The organism is Achromobacter mucicolens (assembly GCF_902859725.1).
Lineage (GTDB): Bacteria > Pseudomonadota > Gammaproteobacteria > Burkholderiales > Burkholderiaceae_B > Achromobacter > Achromobacter mucicolens.
In genome coordinates, this window is the sequence record NZ_CADIJP010000001.1 from 159,953 (window position 1) to 182,520 (window position 22,568).

General features: G+C 66.4%; 24 protein-coding genes and 1 tRNA gene. 13 read left to right on the forward strand and 12 right to left on the reverse strand.

Going from position 1 to position 22,568, the window contains the following annotated elements:
- Positions 1-85 precede the first annotated feature (85 nt).
- The 5 genes from HV786_RS00705 to HV786_RS00725 all read left to right on the forward strand — a co-directional run bounded on the left by HV786_RS00705 (position 86) and on the right by HV786_RS00725 (position 5,188).
- A complete protein-coding gene (locus tag HV786_RS00705; protein WP_128829330.1) occupies positions 86-1,060 on the forward strand; it encodes a tripartite tricarboxylate transporter substrate binding protein in 975 nt (324 codons plus the stop codon).
- A 38-nt stretch (positions 1,061-1,098) separates the two neighbouring features.
- Complete coding sequence (locus HV786_RS00710) at positions 1,099-1,776, forward strand: RraA family protein (protein WP_128829329.1); 678 nt, start codon at positions 1,099-1,101, stop codon at positions 1,774-1,776.
- Positions 1,773-2,738, forward strand: a complete 966-nt coding sequence (locus HV786_RS00715) for a 2-hydroxyacid dehydrogenase (RefSeq protein WP_175209693.1) — start codon at positions 1,773-1,775, stop codon at positions 2,736-2,738. The genes HV786_RS00710 and HV786_RS00715 overlap by 4 nt, the downstream gene beginning before the upstream one ends.
- Positions 2,735-4,156: an FAD-binding oxidoreductase gene (locus HV786_RS00720; RefSeq protein WP_128829328.1), complete on the forward strand. Its 1,422-nt coding sequence runs from the start codon at positions 2,735-2,737 to the stop codon at positions 4,154-4,156. Before HV786_RS00715 ends, HV786_RS00720 begins: the two co-directional genes overlap by 4 nt.
- 81 nt (positions 4,157-4,237) lie before the next feature.
- Complete coding sequence (locus tag HV786_RS00725) at positions 4,238-5,188, forward strand: tripartite tricarboxylate transporter substrate binding protein (protein ID WP_252870315.1); 951 nt, start codon at positions 4,238-4,240, stop codon at positions 5,186-5,188.
- A gap of 9 nt (positions 5,189-5,197) precedes the next feature.
- Here HV786_RS00725 and HV786_RS00730 read toward each other — a convergent pair whose 3' ends face one another.
- The 4 genes from HV786_RS00730 to HV786_RS00745 all read right to left on the reverse strand — a co-directional run bounded on the left by HV786_RS00730 (position 5,198) and on the right by HV786_RS00745 (position 7,610).
- Complete coding sequence (locus tag HV786_RS00730) at positions 5,198-5,821, reverse strand: glutathione S-transferase family protein (protein WP_128829326.1); 624 nt, start codon at positions 5,819-5,821, stop codon at positions 5,198-5,200.
- A gap of 18 nt (positions 5,822-5,839) precedes the next feature.
- On the reverse strand, positions 5,840-6,418 hold the full coding sequence (ampD, locus tag HV786_RS00735; RefSeq protein ID WP_128829325.1) for a 1,6-anhydro-N-acetylmuramyl-L-alanine amidase AmpD: 579 nt from the start codon (positions 6,416-6,418) through the stop codon (positions 5,840-5,842).
- Between the two features lie 93 nt (positions 6,419-6,511).
- Positions 6,512-6,766: a PP0621 family protein gene (locus HV786_RS00740; RefSeq protein ID WP_128829324.1), complete on the reverse strand. Its 255-nt coding sequence runs from the start codon at positions 6,764-6,766 to the stop codon at positions 6,512-6,514.
- 1 nt (position 6,767) lies between these two features.
- A complete protein-coding gene (locus HV786_RS00745) occupies positions 6,768-7,610 on the reverse strand; it encodes a cytochrome C assembly family protein (RefSeq protein ID WP_062839871.1) in 843 nt (280 codons plus the stop codon).
- A gap of 107 nt (positions 7,611-7,717) precedes the next feature.
- Here HV786_RS00745 and ffh point away from each other — a divergent pair, with 107 nt between their 5' ends.
- Positions 7,718-9,124, forward strand: a complete 1,407-nt coding sequence (gene ffh, locus HV786_RS00750; protein ID WP_056324911.1) for a signal recognition particle protein — start codon at positions 7,718-7,720, stop codon at positions 9,122-9,124.
- 266 nt (positions 9,125-9,390) lie between these two features.
- Here the strand turns inward: ffh and lysM are convergent, their stop codons facing one another.
- From lysM to trmB, 4 genes are all read right to left on the reverse strand, one after another.
- Positions 9,391-9,837, reverse strand: coding sequence for a peptidoglycan-binding protein LysM (gene lysM, locus HV786_RS00755; RefSeq protein ID WP_056324913.1), 447 nt, complete (start codon positions 9,835-9,837; stop codon positions 9,391-9,393).
- 303 nt (positions 9,838-10,140) lie between these two features.
- Complete coding sequence (gene thiS, locus HV786_RS00760; protein WP_128829322.1) at positions 10,141-10,341, reverse strand: sulfur carrier protein ThiS; 201 nt, start codon at positions 10,339-10,341, stop codon at positions 10,141-10,143.
- Positions 10,342-10,352: 11 nt separating this feature from the next.
- Positions 10,353-11,294: a prolyl aminopeptidase gene (gene pip / locus HV786_RS00765; RefSeq protein WP_128829321.1), complete on the reverse strand. Its 942-nt coding sequence runs from the start codon at positions 11,292-11,294 to the stop codon at positions 10,353-10,355.
- Positions 11,294-12,124 carry a tRNA (guanosine(46)-N7)-methyltransferase TrmB gene (gene trmB / locus HV786_RS00770; RefSeq protein WP_254599426.1) on the reverse strand — a complete coding sequence of 277 codons (831 nt, stop codon included), beginning with the start codon at positions 12,122-12,124 and terminating at the stop codon, positions 11,294-11,296. Before trmB ends, pip begins: the two co-directional genes overlap by 1 nt.
- 127 nt (positions 12,125-12,251) lie before the next feature.
- Between trmB and HV786_RS00775 the strand changes: the two genes are divergently transcribed.
- The 5 genes from HV786_RS00775 (at position 12,252) to HV786_RS00795 (ending at position 16,635) form a co-directional block, all read left to right on the forward strand.
- Positions 12,252-13,148, forward strand: coding sequence for a LysR substrate-binding domain-containing protein (locus HV786_RS00775; protein WP_056324924.1), 897 nt, complete (start codon positions 12,252-12,254; stop codon positions 13,146-13,148).
- Between the two features lie 121 nt (positions 13,149-13,269).
- Positions 13,270-14,463 carry a CaiB/BaiF CoA transferase family protein gene (locus HV786_RS00780; protein WP_175209695.1) on the forward strand — a complete coding sequence of 398 codons (1,194 nt, stop codon included), beginning with the start codon at positions 13,270-13,272 and terminating at the stop codon, positions 14,461-14,463.
- A complete protein-coding gene (locus HV786_RS00785; protein ID WP_128829319.1) occupies positions 14,460-15,413 on the forward strand; it encodes a hydroxymethylglutaryl-CoA lyase in 954 nt (317 codons plus the stop codon). Before HV786_RS00780 ends, HV786_RS00785 begins: the two co-directional genes overlap by 4 nt.
- A 74-nt stretch (positions 15,414-15,487) precedes the next feature.
- The gene (locus HV786_RS00790; RefSeq protein WP_128829318.1) at positions 15,488-16,429 is read left to right on the forward strand and encodes a Bug family tripartite tricarboxylate transporter substrate binding protein; all 942 of its coding nucleotides are present in this window, start codon (positions 15,488-15,490) and stop codon (positions 16,427-16,429) included.
- A 132-nt stretch (positions 16,430-16,561) separates the two neighbouring features.
- Positions 16,562-16,635, forward strand: a tRNA-Gly gene (locus HV786_RS00795).
- A gap of 144 nt (positions 16,636-16,779) precedes the next feature.
- Here the strand turns inward: HV786_RS00795 and HV786_RS00800 are convergent.
- Together HV786_RS00800 and HV786_RS00805 are read right to left on the reverse strand one after the other, a co-directional pair.
- A complete protein-coding gene (locus HV786_RS00800; protein WP_128829317.1) occupies positions 16,780-17,166 on the reverse strand; it encodes a VOC family protein in 387 nt (128 codons plus the stop codon).
- A gap of 121 nt (positions 17,167-17,287) precedes the next feature.
- Complete coding sequence (locus tag HV786_RS00805; RefSeq protein ID WP_128829316.1) at positions 17,288-18,037, reverse strand: SDR family NAD(P)-dependent oxidoreductase; 750 nt, start codon at positions 18,035-18,037, stop codon at positions 17,288-17,290.
- Positions 18,038-18,223: 186 nt separating this feature from the next.
- On the opposite strand from HV786_RS00805, the gene HV786_RS00810 reads away from it, so the two are divergent.
- Together HV786_RS00810 and HV786_RS00815 are read left to right on the forward strand one after the other, a co-directional pair.
- The gene (locus HV786_RS00810) at positions 18,224-19,129 is read left to right on the forward strand and encodes a LysR family transcriptional regulator (protein WP_128829315.1); all 906 of its coding nucleotides are present in this window, start codon (positions 18,224-18,226) and stop codon (positions 19,127-19,129) included.
- Between the two features lie 327 nt (positions 19,130-19,456).
- Positions 19,457-19,852, forward strand: coding sequence for a hypothetical protein (locus HV786_RS00815; RefSeq protein ID WP_128829314.1), 396 nt, complete (start codon positions 19,457-19,459; stop codon positions 19,850-19,852).
- 32 nt (positions 19,853-19,884) lie between these two features.
- Here HV786_RS00815 and HV786_RS00820 read toward each other — a convergent pair whose 3' ends face one another.
- Positions 19,885-20,490, reverse strand: coding sequence for a hypothetical protein (locus tag HV786_RS00820; protein ID WP_252870313.1), 606 nt, complete (start codon positions 20,488-20,490; stop codon positions 19,885-19,887).
- A gap of 82 nt (positions 20,491-20,572) precedes the next feature.
- Positions 20,573-22,426, reverse strand: coding sequence for an ABC transporter ATP-binding protein (locus tag HV786_RS00825; RefSeq protein WP_128829313.1), 1,854 nt, complete (start codon positions 22,424-22,426; stop codon positions 20,573-20,575).
- Between the last annotated feature and the right edge of the window lie 142 nt (positions 22,427-22,568).

A 22,568-nucleotide genomic window follows, 5' to 3' on the forward strand; every position in this document is an offset into this window, starting at 1 on the left:
AATGCGCTCACGGTGCCATAGAGCGCCGGGGCGGGCAGTACGTACTTCAGTAGTCACGATAACGACATCCACAGGAGACAGGACAATGAAGTTGCGCAATTGCATTGCCGGCGTGGCCATCGGCATGGGGCTGGCGTTGGGTGGGGCCGCGGCGCAGGCAGCGGGCTACCCCGACAAGCCCGTGACGCTGGTGGTGCCGTATCCAGCCGGCGGCGCCACGGACGTCATCGCGCGCCTTATCGCGGAGAAGCTGCCGGCCGCATGGGGGCAGCAGGTCATCGTCAACAACCGGCCAGGCGCGGGCACCACGGTAGCCGCCGAGCAGGTGGCGCGTTCGCCCGGCGATGGCTACACCCTCTACATGACGACGGCCGCCCACACCATCAGCGCCAGCCTGTACAAGAAGCTTAACTACGATCCCTTGAAGGATTTCGCGCCGCTGACGCTCACGTCCACGATTCCGCTGGTGCTCGTGACCTCGCCCTCGCTGCCGGTCAAGACCCTAGATGATCTGATCAAGTACGGCAAGGCCGCGCCGCAGGGGTTGAGCCTGGCGTCCACCGGCAACGGCACGCCGCAGCACCTGACGGGCGAACTGTTCAAGGCCAGGACGGGAATCAAGCTGGTCCATGTGCCGTACCGCGGCGATGCGCCGATGCTGACCGACCTGATAGGCGGACAGGTGCAGATGGCCTTCGTCACGTTGTCGGCCGCGTTGCCCCACATCCAGTCGGGCAAGCTCAATGCCATCGCGTTGGCGCATCCGCGCCGCGTCGAGGCCATCGCGCAGGTCCCGACGATGGCCGAGGCGGGCATGAAGAACTTCGAGGCCGCGACCTGGTTTGGCCTTTTCGCGCCGGCCAGCATGCCGGACGCCCTGCGCGAAAAGATCTACCAGGATGTCGCCCGCGTCGTGGCCACGCCTGAAATGACCAAGAGGCTGCAGGAGATGGGCGGCGATGTGAACAACAGCTCGCCCCAGCAGTTCCAGGCCTTCATCAACGACGAGGCGAAGCGGTGGGCCGAGGGCGTCAAGCTCTCCGGCGCACAGATCGACTGAGCGGCCGCACGGTCGATACCGACGGGAGAACCTACTGAATGAGCGACAACGATCAAGAACTGCTGGCGCGCTGCGCCGCCATCGGCACCAGCACCTGGGCCGATGCGATGGATACGCTGGGCATTGCCGGCGTGGTGCAGGGCATTGAGCGCCGGGGCGGGCAAGGCCGTATCGCTGGCTTTGCGGTCACCGCGCGCCACGTCTGGGGCGGCCTGGGAGACTTTGACCGCGCCGATTTCGCGGTGGGGCGCCTGGTGGCTGCCACAGGCCCCGGGCGCGTGCTGATGGTGGACGCCGGGGGGACCTGCATTTCCACCTTTGGCGGCATTGCCTCGTTGGCCGCCTCGCGGCGCCAGGCAACCGCTGTCGTCATCGATGGCGCCTGCCGCGACGTCGATGAAATCCGCGCGACGGGACTGTGGCTGGCGAGCCGCCATGTCACTCCGTTGACCGGCAAGACACGCCTGCGCCTGCAGGCCATGGGAGAAGCCGTCACCATCGGCGGCGTGCAGGTCGCCGAGGGCGATCTTGTCGTTGGCGACGACACCGGGCTCATCGCCGTGCCGCGCGCGCGGTTGCAGGATGTGCTGGCGGCGGCAAAGCACGCGCTGGAGGTGGATGAGCGGGTGGAGCGCGGCATTCGGGACGGCCTGTCTTTCGCTGAGGCCGCAGCCGCGGCCAACTACATTCCCGCCAGCGCGGGAGGCCGTGCGTGACTGCCCGCTACGAGGTGGTGCAGGTCGCATCGCTGGGCGCCGCGTTCGATGCGCGCCTGGCCGCCCATTACCGCGTCCTGCAGGCATGGCGGGAACCGCGGGGCCTCGCGGCATTTGGCGAAGAATTGGCGGAGCCGCGGGTTGCGGTGACGTCTGTCCGGCATGGCTTCACGCAGCCGATGTTCGACGCGTTGCCGAATCTGCAGGCCGTGTGCAGCTGGGGGGTGGGTTACGACACCCTGGACTTGCGCGCCGCCGCCAACCGGCGCATCGGGATCAGCGTCACTCCCGACGTGCTGGACGACTGCGTCGCCGATCTGGCTTGGGCGCTGATGCTTTCGGCGGCCCGGCGTACCGCCGTGGGCGATCGCTACGTGAAGACGGGCCAGTGGCGCGCCATTGGGCAATTTCCGGTTGCGACCCGGGTATCGGGCAAGCGGCTTGGCATCCTGGGACTTGGCCGCATCGGTGAAGCGATCGCCCGCCGGGGCGCGGGCTTCGACATGCAGGTGCGCTATCACAATCGAAGCCCCAGGCCGCAGTCGCCATACCCCTATGAAGCATCACTGGTGGACCTGGCCGCGTGGGCCGACTTTCTGGTGGTGGCTTGCGTGGGCGGGGCCGCCACGCGGCATCTGGTCGATGCGCCCGTCATTCGCGCGCTGGGCCCGCGGGGGATTCTGGTCAACATCGCGCGCGGCAGCGTCGTGGACCAGGCGGCGGCGCTGGCTGCGTTGCGCTCGGGCGAGCTGGGCGGCGCCGGGCTGGATGTGCTTGAGCAGGAGCCCACCGATGCCGCCGATTTTGCCGATCTGGACCAGGTTTCCCTGATGCCGCATGCGGGCAGCGCCACGCACGAGACGCGGGCCGCGATGGCAGATCTGGTTTTCGATAATGTTGCAGCGTTCCTGCGCAGCGGCGCGCTGCTCACGCCGATCGCCGACCGGGAGATGCAGGCATGACCCCGGCTGCGCTGCGGGCGGCGTTGACTGCCTGCCTGGGCGAGGCGAACGTGCTGACGGGCGCGGAGGCCCAGCCCTATTTGACCGATTGGCGCCAGGCCGTGACGGGCCGGGCCATGGCGGTGTTGCGGCCGGGCGATACCGGCGAAGTCGCGCAAGTCGTGCGTCTGTGCGCGGCAGCCGGAGTTCCGATCGTCCCGCAAGGCGGCAACACCGGACAGGTGGCGGCCGCCACGCCGGACGTCAGCGGTTCTGCCGTGGTGCTGTCGCTGGCGCGCATGAACCGGGTGCGCGCCCTGGATCTGGACAACGACACCATCACGGTTGAAGCGGGTTGTGTGCTGCAGGCGGTGCAGGCGTCCGCCCGCCAGGCGGGCCGGCTCTTTCCGCTATCGCTGGGGGCGCAAGGAAGCTGCACCATTGGCGGCAATCTGGCCACCAACGCTGGCGGCACGCAGGTGCTGCGTTACGGGAACGCGCGCGAGCTTGCGTTGGGACTGGAGGTCGTCACCCCGCAGGGCGAGATCTGGCATGGCCTGCGCGGCCTGCGCAAGGACAACACGGGCTACGACTTGCGCGATCTGTACATCGGCAGCGAGGGCACGTTGGGCATCATCACCGCGGCGGTGCTCAAAGTGTTTCCGTTGCCGGTCGCGCAGCGAACCGCGCTGATCGCGGTCGCCAGCCTTGAGCAGGCCCTGCAACTGCTGCAACGCGCACGCGCGGGCTTCGGCGCCGGACTGACCGCATTTGAAGTGATGTCGGCGGCGTGCCTGCGTGACGTGGTCCAGGCTTTCCCGCAGCAGCGCCTGCCATTCGCCGATCTGCCCGCGGACGCATGGTGCGCGCTGCTGGAGCTATCGGACAGCGAGGACGAAACGCACGCGCAGACGCGGCTGGAAGCCGTGCTGGCGGCCGCGCTGGAGGCCGGCGAGGCGCTGGATGCGGCAGTGTCGGTGTCCGGCTCGCAAAGCGCCGCATTCTGGCACCTGCGCGAGAGCATCACCCTGGCACTGGCCAAGGCCAGCGCGTGTGTCAAACATGACATCTCGCTGCCCGCCTCACGCATCCCTGCCTTTGTGCGGGCCACCGACCACGCCTTGGCCACGGCGTTTCCCGGCGTGCGCATGCGCGTGTTCGGTCATCTGGGCGACGGCAATCTGCATTACAACCTGCTGCCGCCGCAGGGCGTGCCGGAGTCGGCGATCCAGCAGCTCGTCCACGACCGCGTGCACGAGGCCGGCGGGTCTATCAGCGCCGAGCAGGGGATCGGCCAACGCCGGGTGCTCGACCTGGAGCGATACAAGAGTCCGGTGGAACTGGACCTGATGCGACGCATCAAGCATGCCCTGGACCCGCAAGGGCTGATGAATCCCGGCAAGGTGCTGTCCGCCTCGGCAGATCGCGCCTTGGCGTAGCGCGCCACGACGGCGCACACCATTTCAAAGACGGCCTTCCGGCCCAATGACATAACAACTGGAGACAAGAAAATGTTGCTTATGAGCAAGACCCTCGTGCGCGCCGCGCTGTCCGTTGCCGGCCTTTGCGCCGCTTTGCCGGCATGGGCCTGGCCTGACCGGCCCATCGAACTGGTGGTCGGGTTTGCGCCCGGTGGCGGCACCGACCTGACGGCCCGTGCCTTGGCCGTCTTCCTGGAAAAGGAACTGGGCACGACCGTCGTTGTCCAGAACAAGCCGGGCGCGTCCAGCGCGATCGCCCTGTCCTACGTGGCGCGCGCCAAGCCGGACGGCTACACGCTGGCAATGACGAACATGCCGGGGCTGGTGTCGCTGCCGATCGAGCGTCAGGCGGGCTTCACCGGGGATGACTTCACGTACCTGGCCAACCTGGTCCGCGACCCCAGCGCGTTCAGCGTGGCCAGCGACAGCCCATACAAGACCTTGCAGGCGTTGATCGCTGCCGCCAAGGAACGGCCGGATGCGGTGAGTTATGGATCGACGGGCGTGGGCACCGACGATCATCTGGCGCTGGTGTTGTTCCAGGCGCAGACGGGCACCAAGCTCAATCACGTTCCGTATAACGGCGCGGGCCCGTTGCGCAGCTCGGTGCTGGGGGGGCATACCGTCATTGGCGGCCTGAATCTGGGCGAGGTCATGCCCTACAACGGCAAGAATATGCGGGTGTTGGCGCAGGCGAGCGAAAAGCGCTCGCCGCTGGGCCCGGATGTGCCCACGTTCAAGGAATTGGGCGTGAACCTGGTGTTTGCCTCGGAACGCGGCATCGTCGGGCCCAAGGGCCTGCCCGCCGACGTGTCGGAAAAACTGCGGCAGGCGCTGGGCAAGGTGGCGGCCAATCCGGCGTTCCAGACCCAGATGAAGCAGCAGTTCACGGAAATGGACTACGTGGACGGGCCGCAGTGGCAGGAGCGCCTGAAGGGCGACGATGCGCGCCTGCGGCAGATCTGGGCCCAGACGCCCTGGGTGGAGTAGCCTGCGCGATTACGCCAGCGGCAAGGTCAGCACGCCTTGCGGGGCCGGGCGCATCATGACTCGCCGATACCACGCCGATAGCGCAGGGGTATCGGGCCGTTCAATCGGCATGGCGAGCCATCGATGCGCGGCCGCGACCAGCGCGATGTCACCCATCGTGAGATGACGGCCCACGATGAACTCGCGGCCTTGCAGGGCCTGGTCCAGGATCAGGGCGCGCGCGTTCGAGCGCTGCACGGATTTCTCGATGGCGGCCTTGTCGCGCTTGTCTTCGGGCGTGCGGATCAGGCCCAGAAATGCCGGCACCATGGCCGGCTGCCATTCGGTCGCCTGCCAGTCCATCCAGCGGTCGGCGTCGGCGCGCAGGCAGACATCTTCAGGCCACAGCGTGCCCACGCCGTAGCGTGCCGCCAGGTAGCGCACGATGGCATTGGACTCCCAAAGGATGAAGCCGCCGTCGTCGATGACCGGCACCAGGCGGTTGGGATTGAGCTTTGCCGCGTAATCGTCGGTGTCGACCACGCCGTAGGGGCCGCCTGCCTGGACAAAGGTGTGCGGCAGCGCCAGCTCGCGTACGGCCAGCATTACTTTTTGAACGTTGACGGATGTCAGGCGTCCCCAGATCTTCAACATAGCCAATCCTTTCAAGGGTCAGGGCGGCGGCAGGTGCCGCCGCGCAAAGCCGCTGTCGCGCCCGAAGCGCGTCCAGTCGAATGCCGGCCCGGGGTCGGTCTTGCGCCCCGGGGCGATATGCTCGTGTCCCTGGGCGGCGACCAGGGGATAGCGCGCGCGCAGCGTGTGGGTCAGCTTGCGTAGCGACGCGTATTGCTCGTCAGTGTAGGGCAGCGTGTCCGTGCCTTCCAGTTCGATGCCGAGGGAAAAATCGTTGCAGCGCTCGCGTCCTGCAAAGCGCGACACGCCGGCGTGCCAGGCGCGCCGGTCCGTGGAGACGAATTGCATGATGCCGCCGTCGCGGCGAATGAAAAAGTGCGCGGACACGCGCAACCCGCGCAGGCGTTCCAGCCAGGGATGCGAGCCGTAGTCGAGCGTGTTCAGGAACAGGCCCGCGACTTCGGGGCCGCCGAACTTGCCCGGCGGCAGGCTGATGTTGTGCAGGACCAGCAGCGAGACCTGCGCGCCCGCGGGGCGCGTGTCGCAGTTGGGCGAGCGCAAGAGGGAAACGCCCGGAGCCGGCGCCAGCCAGCCATGTCGATCCAGGAGCAAAGGCATAGGGAGGGAGCGAGTGAGGATTCCGGCACCCATTATGCCGTGGGCCCGCCGATTGCCCTATCCGGCCACTTGGCCCGCCCAGAGGACTGGGGATCAGCGCTTGGCCGGGCCTAGGCGCGCGTGGTCGGCGCTGCACCAGGTCTGGCCGTTCTGCAGCAAGGCCTCGGAGCGGGGCAGATGGATGCCGCAATGGGCACAGCGCACCATGGATTCCAGGGTCGGCGGGGCCGCGTCGGCCTGCGCCTTTTTCTTCGGGCCGGCCTGCCGCTGGGCGGCCATGCGGCCGGCGACGCGGGCAACAAACAGGACCAGGATGATCAGAACGATCCAGAAAAGCAACTTGCCCACGTCAGCCTCGATGCAGAATCATTTCCAGCACGAACCGGCTGCCGGTGTAGGCCAGAATCAAAAAACCGAAACCCGTCAGGGTCCAGCGCAGGGCGACGCGGCCGCGCCAGCCCCAGATGTGCCGCCCGGCCAGCAGCACCCCGAAGGTCAGCCAGGACAGCAGCGTGAAAACGGTCTTGTGGTCGAACGGGAGGATCTTGCCGGTCAGCTTCATGGAGGCGATCGAGCCCGACCCCACCGCCAGCGTCAGTACGACGAACCCGATCCAGATGATGCGGAAAAGCAGTTGCTCCTGCACCAGCAGCGGCGGCTGTGAATCGAGCACGCGCCCGATGATGCTGCGCTCGGCCGGCGCGTCCAGGGGCCGGTGCAGGTGGCGGTCCAGGAGCGCCATCATCATGGCGTGCAGGGCCGCGATGGTGATGAGCCCGTAGGCCGCCAGGGCGATCAGGAGGTGCACGCGCAGCCAGGCGTCGTTCGCATGCGGCACGAACTGCCCTTGCGGGAAGATGGCGGCAAGCCCGCTGGCGATGGCGGCGGCGGGCAGCAGCAGCAACTGCAGGCCGTCAATGCGCACGAGCAGGCTTTCCACCCAGAACACCACCATGCCCAGCCAGACGGCGGCGGACAGGGCAAGCGCCCATCCGATGAACAGATGCTGGGCGCCCAGCATCGATTGTTGCAGCCCGATTCCATGGAGAACCAGGGCGCCCAGCAGGCACAGACGGGCAATTTTGCCGGTCTGTTCCACTTCCTTGGCGCCGGCCAGGCGGATCCAGAGCGACCCCCCGAGCACTGCGTACGCCAAGGCAGCCGCTGTGTGAAATACAATGCCTAGTGACATAGAAACCGTTGTCTGGATGGGGCCTTTGGGGTGCACGTCACCCGAAAGCGCAGAATCCGCGCCTGCGGCCACCGTTCAATCGACTAGTTTAAGCGGAAACGCCTCTCATGCTCGATAACCTAACTCAACGCCTGTCGCGTGTCGTCAAGACGCTGCGCGGGGAAGCCCGCCTTACCGAGGCCAACACGCAGGAGATGCTGCGCGAAGTGCGCATGGCGCTGCTGGAAGCCGACGTCGCGCTGCCGGTCGTTCGCGACTTTGTCGCGCGGGTGAAGGAAAAGGCGCTGGGCGAAGAAGTCGCCGGCAGCCTCAGCCCGGGCCAAGCGTTGGTCGGCGTCGTCCACAAGGAACTGACCGCCCTCATGGGCGGCGACCTGGGCGCCGACGCCAACGAACTGTCGCTGGCCGTCCAGCCGCCCGCCGTGATCCTGATGGCGGGCCTGCAGGGCGCCGGCAAGACCACCACCACCGGCAAGCTGGCGCGCTGGCTCACCGAGGGCCAGCACACCCAGCACGGCCGCAAGACCGGCAAGAAAAAAGTGCTGGTGGTGTCCGCCGACGTCTATCGTCCGGCCGCTATCGACCAGCTAAAGAGCGTGGCCGCGCAGGTCGGCGTGGATTTCCTGCCTTCCGACCCCAGCCAGAAGCCCGAAGACATCGCGCGCGGCGCCGTGGATCACGCCCGCCGCCATCATTACGATGTGCTGATCCTGGATACGGCCGGCCGTCTGGGTATCGACGAGGCCATGATGCGCGAGATCCGCGCGCTGCATGACCTGGTCAAGCCGGTGGAAACGCTGTTCGTGGTGGACGCGATGCAGGGCCAGGACGCGGTCAACACCGCGCGCGCCTTTGCCGAAGCGCTGCCCCTGACTGGCGTCGTCCTGACCAAGCTGGACGGCGATGCGCGCGGCGGCGCGGCCCTGTCGGTGCGCCACGTGACGGGCAAGCCGCTCAAGTTCGTCGGCGTGTCGGAAAAGCTGGACGGCCTGGAGCCCTTCTATCCGGACCGCATGGCGCAGCGCGTGCTGGGCATGGGCGACATCGTCTCGCTGGTTGAACAGGCGCAGAAGAACATCGACATCGCCGAGGCGCAGAAGCTTGCGTCCAAGATCAAGTCGGGCAACAAGTTCGACCTGAACGACTTCCGCGACCAGCTCGGCCAGGTGAAAAAGCTGGGCGACATGGGCTCGCTGCTTGAAAAACTGCCCGCCCAGTTCCAGCAGGCCGCCGGCCAGTTGCAGGGCGGCCAGGCTGAAAAGCAGCTTCGCCGCACCGAAGGCATCCTGAATTCCATGACGGCCGCCGAACGCGCCAAGCCCGAACTCATCAAGGCCTCGCGCAAGCGCCGCATCGCGGCCGGCTCCGGCGTGCCGGTCCAGGAGGTCAACCGCCTGCTGGCTCAGTTCGAGCAAATGCAGGGCATGATGAAGCAGATGAAAAAGGGCGGCATGGCCAAGATGATGCGCGCCATGGGCGGCATGAAGGGCTTGGGCCGATTCGGAATGAAATAGGCCCCCACGCCGCACTCGCTTTGCTCGCTTGCTGCCCCCCGAGGGGGCTGCCCCGCCTTCGGGCGGCCGGGCGGCGGGGCGGCCATTCTAGCCTAGGCTGTGTAAAGCCGCAGGCGCGCCTGTCGGCCTCCGCAGTGATCGGCGCGTTCAAAAAAATGGCCAGACGTTGCGTCTGGCCAAGCAATCGCGGCGGGCAGGGGGCGCCGCGCCGCGACACAAGCCGGAGAACGCATGGGTGTCCCCCGGATTGTCGGAATGCGGGCCGCTTACGACAGCGGCGGGATGCGCAGCACCTGGCCCGGGTAGATCTTGTCGGGGCTGGTGAGCATGGGCTTGTTGGCTTCGAAGATCAGCGTGTTCTTGGCGCCCTGGCCCTTGCCGTATTGCGCTTCGGCGATCTTCCACAGGTTGTCGCCCTTTTGCACGGTGTACATCTTGGCTTCCGGCGTGGCCTGCTTGACCTGCAACTGATTGTCCACCGCGGCCACGCCCACGGTGTTGCCCAGCGCCAGCGAAATCTTCTCGGCCTCTTCCGTGCTCAACGCCTGACCGGCGACCGTGACCTTGTCGCCGTCCACCGTTATTTGCAGGCCATCCGCGTTCAGGCCGTGCTTATCGAGCTCTTTCTTCAATTCTTCCGCCGTCGCGGCCTTAGCCTCGCTGGCGCCGAAGAGCTTTTCTCCAACGTCCTTGATGAAATTGAGCAGACCCATAGTGTTTCCTTTTATCGATGTTGCGGTGAGAAAACCTGCGTGCTCCAAAGGCGCCTGCCGGGGGCATGGCGGCGCGACAGAAACGATTATGACTCGCACATTTGCCGTACGACGAGAGGGCGCGGTGTAACAGGTTGCTAGCCTCTTGCCAGACTACGCAACAATGCTGGCACCTTCGCAGGACGTTGGTATCCGCGGATGTACGCCGCCTCATGCGCCGGGCGGCATGCAAAAAGGCCGCTGTGTGTCAGCGGCCTTCAAGGTGACGTGCGGTGCGGCGCCGAAGCGCTGCAAATAAGGCGGTCAGCCGCCGCCCACCGCCACGACGATTTCGATCTGGTCGCCGTCGGTCAATGTCGTCTGCGCGTGCTGGCTCTTGGGCACGATTTCGCCGTTGCGTTCGACGGCCACGCGCTTGCCGGCATAGCCCAGCGTTTCGAGCAGTTCGTTCACCGTCGTGTCCAGCGGGAACTCGCGGGCGTCTCCGTTCAGGGTGATGTGCATGACAGGGGTCCTCACTGTTTGGCGTAGTCGTCGGTGGCGGCGATCAGGCGCGCCAGCGTGCCGGGTTCGTCGAAGGCATGGCCGGCATCGGGCACCAGATGAAAGTGCGCCTCGGGCCACGCGCGATGCAGGTCCCACGCGGTGCGCGCGGGCGTGCACACGTCGTAGCGGCCTTGCACGATGGTGCCCGGGATGCCCCGCAGCTTGTGCGCGTCGCGGATCAGTTGGCCTTCTTCCATGAAGCCGGCGTTGAAGAAATAGTGGTTCTCGATGCGCGCGAAGGCCAGCGCCGCGCGGTCGGCGGCATGGCTTTGCTGGTGGCGCGGGCTGGGCAGCAGCGTGATGGTGCTGTCTTCCCATTTGCTCCAGGCCTTGGCGGCACGCAGTTGCTCGGCGGGGTCGCTGCCCGTCAGGCGCTTGTGGTACGCCGCGACCAGGTCGCCGCGCTCGGCTTCGGGGATCGGCGCCAGGTACCCTTCCCAGCGGTCGGGAAACAGCCACGACGCGCCTTCCTGGTAGAACCACTGAATCTCGGCGCGCCGCAGCCCGAAGATGCCGCGCAGCACGAGCTCGCTGGTGCGCGCCGGGTGCGTTTCGGAATATGCCAGCGCCAGCGTCGACCCCCACGAGCCGCCAAACACCAGCCACTTTTCCGCGCCCATGATTTCTTCGCGCAGGCGCTCGATGTCTGCGACCAGATGCCACGTGGTGTTGTTGTCCAGGCTGGCGTGGGGATGCGAACGGCCGCAGCCGCGCTGATCAAAGAGCAGCACGTTGTAGCGTTGCGGATCGAACAACTGCCGGTGCACGGGCGAGCAGCCGCTGCCGGGTCCGCCATGCAGAAAGACGGCGGGCTTGCCGTTGGGATTGCCGCACATTTCCCAATAGATCTGGTGTCCGTCTCCGGTATCCAGCATGCCTTGACGGTAGGGTTCGATCGGCGGATAGAGCATCAGGCGGCTCGCTTGAAGATCAGGTCCCAGACGCCGTGGCCCAGGCGCAGGCCGCGTGTCTCGAATTTGGTGAGGGGACGGTAGTCGGGGCGCGGCGCGTAACCGTCAGCGGTGTTCTTCAAGAGCGGCTCGCCGCTCAGCACTTCCAGCATCTGCACCGCGTAATCTTCCCAGTCGGTGGCGCAGTGGATGTAGCCGCCGGGAGCGATGCGGCTGGCGAGCAGCGAGATGAACGCGGGCTGGATCAGGCGGCGCTTGTGATGGCGCTTCTTGGGCCAGGGGTCCGGAAAGTAGATGTGCACGCCGGCCAGGGAATCCGGGGCGATCATGTCGCGCACGACCTCCACGGCGTCATGCTGGATGATGCGCAGGTTCTGGATGCTGGAGTCTTCGATGCGGCGCAGCAGCGAACCGACGCCGGCGTTGAAGACTTCCACGCCCAGGAAGTTGTCGCCAGGCCGGGCGAGGGCGATTTTTTCGGTGGTCTCGCCCATGCCGAAGCCGATCTCCAGCACCGTCGGGGCCTGCCGTCCGAAGGCGGCGGCCGGATCCAGGCGGCGGGGGGCGTACGGAATGGACCATTGGCCCATCAGGCGCTCCAGCGCGGCGAGCTGGCCCTGCGTGATGTGGCCGCGGCGGTGGACGAAGCTGCGGATGTGGGTGGCGCCGGGGCTGTTGGGCGCATAGGCGGCGCTGGCCAGCGCGGCCTGCGTTTCGGCCGAGACGGCGGCGGGCGCGGCGGCAGGGCTCACGGCGGGCTGGGCGGACGCGTCTGCGGCGGTGTCTGCAGGGGGGCTGGCGGGGGTGTTCGTGGGGCTATTCGTATTCATAGGCGGGATTGTAGTGGCAGGCTTGCCCGCGCGGAGCCGGTCAGAAGGACTAAAATAGGGACACATTTATCCCGCTTTCCTGCGGCTATAGTTTCAGCCCGGTTTCCCTGTGCTGTAGTCCTTTTTCATGAACGTTGCCCGGATCGACCTCGTCACGCTCGCTCTGTTTGTCTCCGTGGCTCGCCAGGGAAGCATCTCGGCCGGCGCGCGCCAGTCGCATCTGGCGGTGGGCGCGGCCAGCAAGCGTATCTCCGACCTGGAAGCGGCGCTCGGGTCGCCCCTGCTGTACCGCAACGCCGCCGGCGTGGAACTGACCGACGCCGGCCAGGCGTGCCTGGTGCACGCGCTGCGGGTGCTGCAGGAAGTGGAACAGATGGCCGGCGCGCTGTCGGACTTCGCGCAAGGGGTGCGCGGGCAGGTGCGGATCGCCGCCAACACCTCGTCGCTGACGCAGTTCCTGCCCGAGGACCTGGCCGCCTTCATGGACGAGCACCCCGCGGTGCGGATCGACCTGGAAGAGCAGAACAGCATCGACATCGTCACCGCCGTGCTTGAGAACCGCGCGGACATCGGCGTGTTTGCCGATCGCACACCGGCAGATGGCCTGGCTACCTTCCCGTACCGCCTGGACGAACTGGTGCTGATCGTGCCGCAACGCCACCCGCTCGCGGCCGAACCGCAGGTCGCCTTCGCGGACACGCTGGCCTACGACTACGTGGGCCTGCCGCCCGCGACGTCGCTGGCGACCCGCCTGTCCGAGGAAAGCGGCCGCATGGGCCGGGCGATGCGGCTGCGCATTCAGGTGCGCAGCTTTGACGCCATCTGCCGCATGGTGGCGGCCACGCGCGGCGTGGGCATCCTGCCGCGCATTGCCGCCGAGCCGCACGCGCGATCCATGCCGATCCGCCTGATTCCTCTGACCGACGAATGGGCGCGCCGCTGGCTGCTGCTGGGCGTGCGCGACGCCGACACCCTCACCGTGGCCGCGCGGCTGCTGCTGGCCCATCTGCGTGGCGAGAGCTGAGGGTTAGCCCGGGGTTTCTCGTTCCGGGAATGCCCCTTTCCCCGATTGTCCATTCCGCATCCTGACGTTTTGCGCGCACACTGCCGCCCATCATTACCGTAGGACGCGCCTGGGAGGCGATATGGCAGGGCAGATTCTTGCCGGCATTCGTGTGCTGGAACTGGGACAACTCATCGCAGGGCCTTTTGCGGCCAAGACCCTGGCCGACTTTGGCGCGCAGGTCATCAAGATCGAACCTCCGGGCCAGGGCGATCCGCTGCGCAAATGGCGCCTTCTGCACGAGGGCACGTCGGTGTGGTGGGAGGCGCAGTCGCGCAACAAGCAGTCGGTCTGCGTGGACCTGCGCCAGCAGGAAGGCCAGGACATCGTGCGCCTGCTGGCGCGCGAGGCCGACGTGCTGATCGAGAATTTCCGTCCCGGCACGCTGGAAAAGTGGGGCCTGTCGTGGGAGGCGCTGCACGAACTGAATCCCCGCCTCATCATGCTGCGCATCTCGGGCTACGGCCAGACCGGCCCGAAGGCGCGCGAACCGGGCTTTGCCGCGATTGGCGAAGCCATGGCGGGCCTGCGCTACCTGAACGGCGAGCCGGGCCGCGCGCCGGTGCGCGCCGGACTGTCGCTGGGCGACACCATCGCCGGCCTGCACGGCGCGCTGGGCGTGATGCTGGCGCTTTACCAGCGCGATGCGCGGGGCGGCGTGGGGCAGGTGATCGACACCGCGCTGTATGAAAGCCTTTTCAATCTCAGCGAGAGCCTGCTGCCCGAGTATTCGGTGTTCGGCGCGGTCCGCGAGCCTGCCGGCGCGTCGCTGCCCGGCATCGCGCCCTCCAATGCCTATCCCTGCCAGGACGGCTATGTGCTCATCGCCGGCAACGGCGACGCTATCTACACCCGCTTGATGGCACGCATCGGCCGCGACGACCTGGGGCAGGATCCGGCGTTGGCGCATAACGACGGACGCGCGCGCCGCGTGGACGAGATCGACGCCGCCATCGGCGCGTGGACGCAGCAACGCCAGATCGACGACGTGCTGGCCGCGATGCTGGAAGCGGGCGTGCCGGCCGGCCGCATCTATTCCGTGGCCGATATTGCCAAGGACCCGCACTACCGCGCCCGCAACGCCATCACGTCGATGAAATCGGCTGCGGGCGTGCAGGTCGAGATGCCCGCCGTCTTCCCATATCTGTCGTCCAACCCCGGCGCGGTGCGCGAGCGCGCGCCGACGCTGGGCGAACATACCGACGCGGTGCTGGCGTCCGCTGGCCTGACCGAAGCACAGCGCGCCGCGCTGCGCGCCAAGGGAGTGATTGCATGAACCACGGACCCGACCGCATCGAGATCAACGAGGTCGGCCCGCGCGACGGCCTGCAGATCGAAAAGACCCTGGTGTCCACCGACGACAAGGTCGCCTTCGTGGACGCGCTGTCCGAATGCGGCTTCGCGCGCATCGAGGTCACCAGCTTCACGTCGCCCAAGGCCATTCCCGCCCTGGCCGACGCCGTCGACGTCATGCGACGCATCAGCCGCCGTCCCGGCGTGATCTACACCGCGCTGGTGCCCAACGTGCGCGGGCTGGAACGCGCGCTGGAAGCCGGCACCGACGAAATGAACCTGGTCATGTCGTGCAGCGAGACGCATAACCGCGCCAACCTGCGCATGACGCGCGACCAGTCGTTTGCCGAGCTGTCGCAGGTGCTGGCCGCCGCGGCGAACGCCGGCGCGCCTTGCAACGTGTCCTTGTCGACCGCTTTCGGCTGTCCCTTCGATGGCGACGTGCCTCCCGACACGGTGCTGGACCTGGCCGCGCGGCTGGTCGATGCGGGCGCTGCCGGCATCACGCTGTGCGACACGACGGGCATGGCGTTTCCGACGCAAGTGGGGGCGCTGTGCGAACAGGCTGCCGCCCGCCTGCCGGCCACGCCGCTGACCGTTCACTTGCACAACACGCGCGGCATGGCGCTCGCCAACGCCATCGCGGCCTGGCAGACCGGCATCATCCGCTTTGACGCGGCGGCGGGCGGCCTGGGCGGATGTCCTTATGCGCCGGGCGCCAGCGGCAACGTCAATACCGAAGAACTGGTCCACATGTTCGCGTGCATGGGCGTGCAGACCGGCGTGTCGCTGGAACCGCTGCTGGCCATCGTCCGCGGTCTGCCGGGCCTGGTTCAGCGGGATCTGTCCAACGCGCTGTTGCAGGCGGGCCCCAGGCTGGCCCTGCATGCGCCGCCGGCGTGGCTGGCGGAGCGGTTTCCGGCCGGCGTCTGATTGAACAGCCGTTTTTCAGCAGTACCTGCAGTACCTGACACCACCCACAGATAACAATACCCAGGAGACAACGCATGGCCTCTTTCCGCCTGCCCACCGCCCTGCGCGCCAGCGCCGCCTTTGCCCTGACCTTTGCCGCCGGCGCCGCCAGCGCGCAGGCCGATTTCCCCAATCGCCCCGTCACGCTGATCGTGTCCGCCGCGCCCGGCGGCACCACCGACATCGCCGCCCGCCTGATCGCCCAGCCCTTGGGCGCGGCACTGGGCCAGAGCGTCGTCGTCGAGAACAAGCCCGGCGCTTCGGGCGGCATCGCCGCGCAGGCCGTCGCCCGCGCCAAGCCGGACGGCTACACGCTGTTGCTGCAATACTCGGGCTTTCAGGTCATTACCCCGCACGTGACGCCCGCCGCCGGCTGGGATCCCATCAAGGACTTCTCGCCCGTCGCCAACGTGCTGTCGGCACCGCAGGTCGTGGTCGTGCGCCCGGACCTGCCCATCAAGTCCCTGAAGGAACTGGTCGCTTACGCCAAGGCCAACCCGGGCAAGCTGAACTACGCGTCGTCGGGCAATGGCTCGTTGCAGCAGGTCGCCACGGAACTGCTCAACCAGATGGCCGGCACGCAGATCACGCACATTCCCTACAAGGGCACCGGTCCCGCGCTGAACGATCTCTTGGGCCAGATCGCCGCGGGCAAGCTGCGCGCGCTGGCGGTCACGGGCAACGCCCGCCTGCCGTCGCTGCCCGACGTGCCCACGGCCGCCGAAGCCGGCTACCCCGACCTGATCGTCTCGTCGTGGTTTGCCATGTATGCGCCCAAGGACACGCCCGCGCCAGTCGTGGACAAGATCGCCGGCGAGATCCAGAAGATCATGAAGACCGACGAGTTCCGCAAGAAGGCGGCCGAGCAGGGCGCCGAGGCAACGTTCATGGGTCCGAAGGAACTGGGCGCCTATACGCAGACCGAACTGGACCGCTGGGGCAAGGTGGTCAAGGCGGCCAACATCACGGCGAATTGATCGCTGCGGGGGATCGTAGCGATTTACCGTAGCAGTTGACCGGAACGGGGCGGTTTGCCGCCGCCCCGCCCGAAAAAAAGCCGCGCTATAATCGCGGCTCTGCCCGGCCCACGGCTGCGGCACGACACCCGAGCGGGTGTAGTTCAATGGTAGAACGGCAGCTTCCCAAGCTTCATACGAGGGTTCGATTCCCTTCACCCGCTCCATCAATCCCCAGCAAGCTCCCCTCCCCGCGACGCGAATCCTTCGATTCTGCCGCGTCGGCATTTCATTTCCTGCATCGATTCAATGCCCCGCGTGCGGATGTCCGCGTTGGCGTGCGCTGAGGTGTTCCCGCGCGCGCTGTGCGGTCAGACGGGGCGGTGACACACGGCCTCGACGTTGTAGCCGTCGGGATCCAGGATGAAGGCGCCGTAATAGTTGGGGTGGTAGTGGGGCCGCAATCCCGGCGGGCCGTTGTCCCGGCCGCCGGCGGCCAAGGCGGCGCGGTGGAAGGCGTCGACCTCGTCGCGGCTGCGGGCGCGGAAGGCCACATGCACGCGCGGGGTGCAAGGCGTGCCTTCATGGATCCAGAACCCGCCGCCCGGGTTGTCGGCATCGGCGGGATCGCCGGCGCCAAAGCCCATGTCGGTCTCGAAAGTCTTGCGTGGCACATAGCCCAAGGCCGCCAGCGCGCTCTGGTAGAACGCGCGGCTGCGCGCGAAGTCGCTCACATGGATGGTGATGTGGTCCAGCATGCACTGCTCCTTCAGCAAGGCGGCCCCCCGGGCCGGAGCGATCAGCATAGGCCATGAGGGCGGACACGGAAGCGATGTATCGCAAGTCGAGGCGATTGCATGGGGCTGGGGCGGCGTTCGCTCACACCTGCGCCATGCCGCCGTCCACAAACAGTTCGACGCCATTGACGAAGCTGGCCGCGTCGGAAGCCAGAAACGCGACCGCCTTGCCGATCTCTTGCGGCTCGCCCAGGCGGCCCAGCGGCACCTGCGCGGCCAGGTGATCGAACAGCCCTTGGCGCGCCTCGTCCGGGACCAGACCGCCCAGTCCCGGCGTGCGGATTGGGCCGGGGCTGACGACGTTCACGCGGATGCCGCGGTCCTTGAGATCCAGCGCCCACGAACGCGCAAAGTTGCGCACGGCGGCCTTGCTGGCGCTGTAGACGCTGAAGTTCGCCGTTCCCTGGATCGATACGGTCGAGGCCGTGAGGATCACCGACGCGCCGTCGACCAGCAGCGGCAGCGCCTTTTGCACGGTGAACAAGGTGCCGCGCACGTTCGTGCCGAATATGCGGTCGAAGTGTTCTTCGGTGATGGCGCCCAGCGGCATCATGTCGCCGCCGCCGGCGTTGGCGAAGAGAATGTCGAGCCGGCCAGCGCTTTCGGCGATCTGGGCGTAGACCGTGTCCAGCTCGCTCAGCACCGACGCGTCGGCGCGAATGCCCGTCGCCGCGCCGCCAATGCTGGCCACGGCTGCGTCAAGTTCCGCCTGGCGGCGTCCGGTGATGAAGACCCGCGCGCCTTGCGCGGCCAGTTCCTGGGCGCTTGCCAGGCCGATACCCGTGGTGCCGCCGGTGACGAGGGCGATTTTGCCGTTCAGTTGGTTGTTCATGATGCGCTCCATGTTTTTGAAAGTGAAGGTTGACCGTCATGTGCCGGTGCGGCGAATTCCGCTGAGAGGCCGGTAATGACTGGGCATGGAGGTACTGTAGGGCCGCCTGGATAATGAATAAACCCGGTAAGATTGAAAGAACTATTCATATTTATGGATAATCTGCACGCTTGAGGAGACTGCGGCATGGACCAATTGACGGCGATTCGCGGCTTTGCCCGCGTGGTGGAGGCGGGCAGCTTCACGCGGGCGGCAGATTCGCTGGACATGCCGAACGCGACGCTCAGCAAGATGGTCCAGGATCTGGAGGCGCACCTTGGCGTGCGCCTATTGCAACGCACGACCCGGCGGGTGACCGTCACGCCCGAGGGCCGCGAGTACTACGAGAAGACGCTGCGCATCGTGCGCGATCTTGAAGACATCGACGGCGGTTTCAAGGCCGTGCAAGGAAAGCCCAAAGGCCATCTGCGCATCGATGTGGGCGGATCCACGGCGCGCGATGTGCTGATCCCGGCGATCCCCGATTTCCTGGCGCGTTATCCCGACATCAGGATCGATCTTGGCGTGTCGGATCGCGCGGTGAATCTGATCAGCGACAACGTGGATTGCGTGATCCGTGGCGGTCCGCTTGACGATTCATCGCTGGTGGCGCGGCAGATCGGCAAGGCGGACCTGATCACGTGCGCCACGCCGGGATACCTCAAGCAATTCGGCACGCCGGCATATCCGGATGAGTTGAAGAACGGCCACAAACTGGTCAGTTACCTGTCGCCGCAGAACGGCCGGGCATTTCCATTCCGCTTTGAACGCGATGGCGTGAAGACGGAGATCAAGGTTGAACATCGCGTGGGCGTCAACGAAAGCAACGCGCATCTGGCGGCGGCGCTGGCGGGCTTGGGCATTGTGCAGACCTTTACCTATGCGGCGGGCCCCGCGTTGAAGAGCGGCGCGCTCGTCGAGATCCTGAAACCGTGGCGGCCCCAGCCTTATCCCTTTCATGTGGTGTATCCGCACAACCGCCATGTCACGCACCGGCTGCGCGTGTTCATTGACTGGCTCTTGGCGCAGATTCCGTCGCGGCTCAAGGTTTGAACCTGGCTGTTGGGCAATTCTCGATTACCCGGCGCGTGGGTAAACGCAGGAAAATTTCCATCGATCCATTTCGAATATGCGGTGCGTTTCGCGTAATTGAGGTCTGTCCTGCCCTCAATCAACGGACAGCCAAGGAAGGGCACTAAGGGCGGACAGCGGCTGGTAAAACGACGTCGAAAACGATGGCGAAGCGTTCCTTGTCTTCGCCGTCATGAGGGGAATCCGAGTCGGCTTTTTTGCCGCAAGGGACCCGCCATCGACTTCGTCACTGGGGAGTGCTCAATCCATGTCGCGCCAGCGTGCGTTCCTTTTGTTTGGCATGCCGGCATGACGCAGGCTCCCCTCCCGCTTCTTGATCGCCTGCGCGTCGACGGCGTCATTCGCGCTGACCACCATGCGGCGGCGCTGCTTAGGCTGCAAGCGCTGTCGCAGGCGCCCTTCATGACGCTGGGCGGCGCCCTGGTCTGGCTGGCGGCCGAGGACATCCTGTCCGAACTGGATCTGGATGAAATGTTCGAATCGGCCGTGTCCGAGGGTACTGTCGACCGCAATGCGACGCGTCGCCAGGCCCTGGCGGAGATGGAAGCGTTGTGCCAGCGCGGGATCGACAGTCATGTCGCACGTTTGGAGCGGGGCAGCCTGCTCCAGGCCATTTTTCCGGGACCACGCTGGGCCTGGCTAGCGGCCATTGCCGGGGCGGCCGCCGCGGTGACGCTGCTGTAGCGGCAGGCGGTCCTGCCGCTTGCCGCGGCGCATCAGAAGCTGGGCTTTCTCGACTGGCTACGTTGCACGAACTCGATCCGTGCTTTCGTCCACGCCGGGTCAACCATCTGGATGCTGACGCCGCTGTATTTCAGTACCGCCTGCGTCATGTCGTTCGAGCAGCCCATGCCGGGATTCGAGCTGGGCTTGGCGCACCACTCCATATTCAGGTCGTTGGGATAGTTGGACTGGCGGCCGTACTTCTCCAGCGCCGCCTTGCCCATCGCTTCCTTGTTAGCCGGCGTCCAGGGCAGTTCATAGCGGATCTGCGACACCACGAGCGGGCGTTGCTTGTCGACGGGCACGCGCGGTTCGAAGTGGACGATGAAGTTGACGCCGTCCTTCTCGTAGCTGAAATTCATCGGCATCTTGGAGTTCGTGACGGGGTTGTTCGTCGCGTAGCCGATCCGGATGTCTTTCTTGCCCACATGAAAATTCTTGGCCGCAGCGGCGAGCGCTTCGTCAAAGTCCATGCCGGTCTTGACGCCGGCAACGTCGAACTCGCGGGCATCGACGGAGCGCTGGGAGGCGGCGTGCGCAGGCAGAACGGCGGCGGCGCCGAGCGCCGAGATGAGGAGGGCAGCTTTCAACTTCAACATATAGATCCTTATCGAATGGCGCCAGGATTATCCGATCGGACCTCTATTGCGTCCCTAATAAAGTGCAACGAAACTTCTCCGGTCACGGCTGCTGGCTGGGTTCGCTGGGGTCTTCCGCCAGAAAACCGCCGCTTTGATGACGCCACAAGCGCGCGTACACGCCATTCATCGCCAGCAGTTCCGCGTGGCTGCCCTGTTCGATGATGCGCCCTTGATCCATCACGATGAGCCGGTCCATGGCGGCGATGGTCGACAGGCGGTGTGCGATTGCGATGACCGTTTTGCCCTGCATGACTTCGTCCAGGCTTTCCTGGATGGCGGCTTCCACTTCCGAGTCGAGCGCGCTGGTGGCTTCGTCCAGCAGCAGGATAGGCGCGTTCTTGAGCATGACGCGGGCGATCGCGATGCGCTGGCGTTGTCCGCCAGACAGCTTGACGCCGCGTTCGCCGACGAGCGTGTCGTAGCCGGTGTGGCCGTGCGAGTCGCTGAGCTGTTCGATGAATTCGTCGGCCTGCGCACGGGCCGCGGCGGCGCGGATCTCTTCGCGGCTGGCGTCGGGGCGGCCGTAGGCGATGTTGTCGCAGATGGACCGGTGCAGCAGGGACGTGTCCTGAGTAACCATGCCGATGGCGCTGCGCAGGCTGTCCTGCGTGACCTGCGAGATGTCCTGGCCGTCAACGCGGATGTGGCCGCGTTCGACATCGTAAAAGCGCAGCAGCAGGTTGATGAGCGTGGATTTGCCCGCGCCCGAGCGGCCTACCAGGCCGATCTTTTCGCCGGGGCGCACGGTGAGCGTAAGGCCGTTCAGGACCTGGCGCTCATTGTTGTAGTTGAAGTAGACGTCGTCGAACTGAACTTCGCCGCGCGTGACGCGCAGGGTGGCCGCGTTGGGCGCGTCCTGGACTTTGGGTGCGTGGGTGAGGGTGGCGATGCCGTCCTGCACGGTGCCGATGTTCTCGAAAAGCGAGGTCATCTGCCACATGATCCAATGCGACATGCCGTTCACGCGCAGCGCCATGGCGGTGACGGCGGCGACGGCGCCGGTGCCGATTTCGCTGCCATGCCAGAGCCACAGCGCGTAACCGCCGGCGCCCAGGATCAATGCCGACACCAGCGCCTGGTTGACGATCTCGAACTGGCTGACCAGGCGCATCTGCCGGTAACCGGTTTCCTTGAAGTCTTCCATGGCGGCGCGCGCGAAGCGGGCCTCGCGGTTGGTGTGCGAGAAGAGCTTGACGGTGGTGATGTTGGTGTAGGCGTCGGTGACGCGGCCCGTCATGGACGAGCGGGCATGCGCCTGTTCCTTGCCGACCTTGCCCAGGCGCGGCACGAAATACATCATGGCCAGCCCGTAAAGCGCCATCCAGCCGATGAAGGGCAGCATGAGCCGCCAGTCGAACCCGCCGGCCAGCGCGACGATGGTGATGAAGTAGACGGCGATGCCGAGCACGATTTCGCAGAAGGTCAGCAGCACTTCGCGCACGGCCAGAGCGGTCTGCATCACTTTGGTGGTGACGCGGCCGGCAAATTCATCGGAGAAGAACGACAGGCTTTGCCGCAGCATCATGCGGTGAAAGTCCCAGCGCAGGCGCAGCGGCAGATTGATGGCCAGCACCTGATGCTGGACCAGCGTGCGCAGCGCGACGACGCCGACGCTGGCGCACAGGACGATGGCGATGCCCCACAGAACCCGCTGCTCGTGCGCCGAGGCGGGCTCTCCGGCGTTCCAGGCGGTCAGCATGTCGACGACCTGGCCCAGGAAGGCGAAGAGCCATGCTTCGTAGATGGAGACGGCCGCGCTCAGGATCGCCAGTGCGGCGATGTAGCGGCGCGAGCCGTGCGTGCAGAACCAGAGGAACGCGAAGAATCCCGTGGGCGGCGGGGGCACGTTCTCGGAAGGGAAGGGGTTGAGCTGGCTTTCAAATCTGCGGAACAAGGCAGAGTCTCCGGAATCTGGATGGGGCTTTCGATGAGGCGCTGGCGTGGCGCGCACGGCCGCGGCGGGCCCGGGGGGAGCAAGCCCCGGCGCAAAGCGATATTTAAGCGCATTCGGCAAAACGCCGGGAAATGCGGGGAGC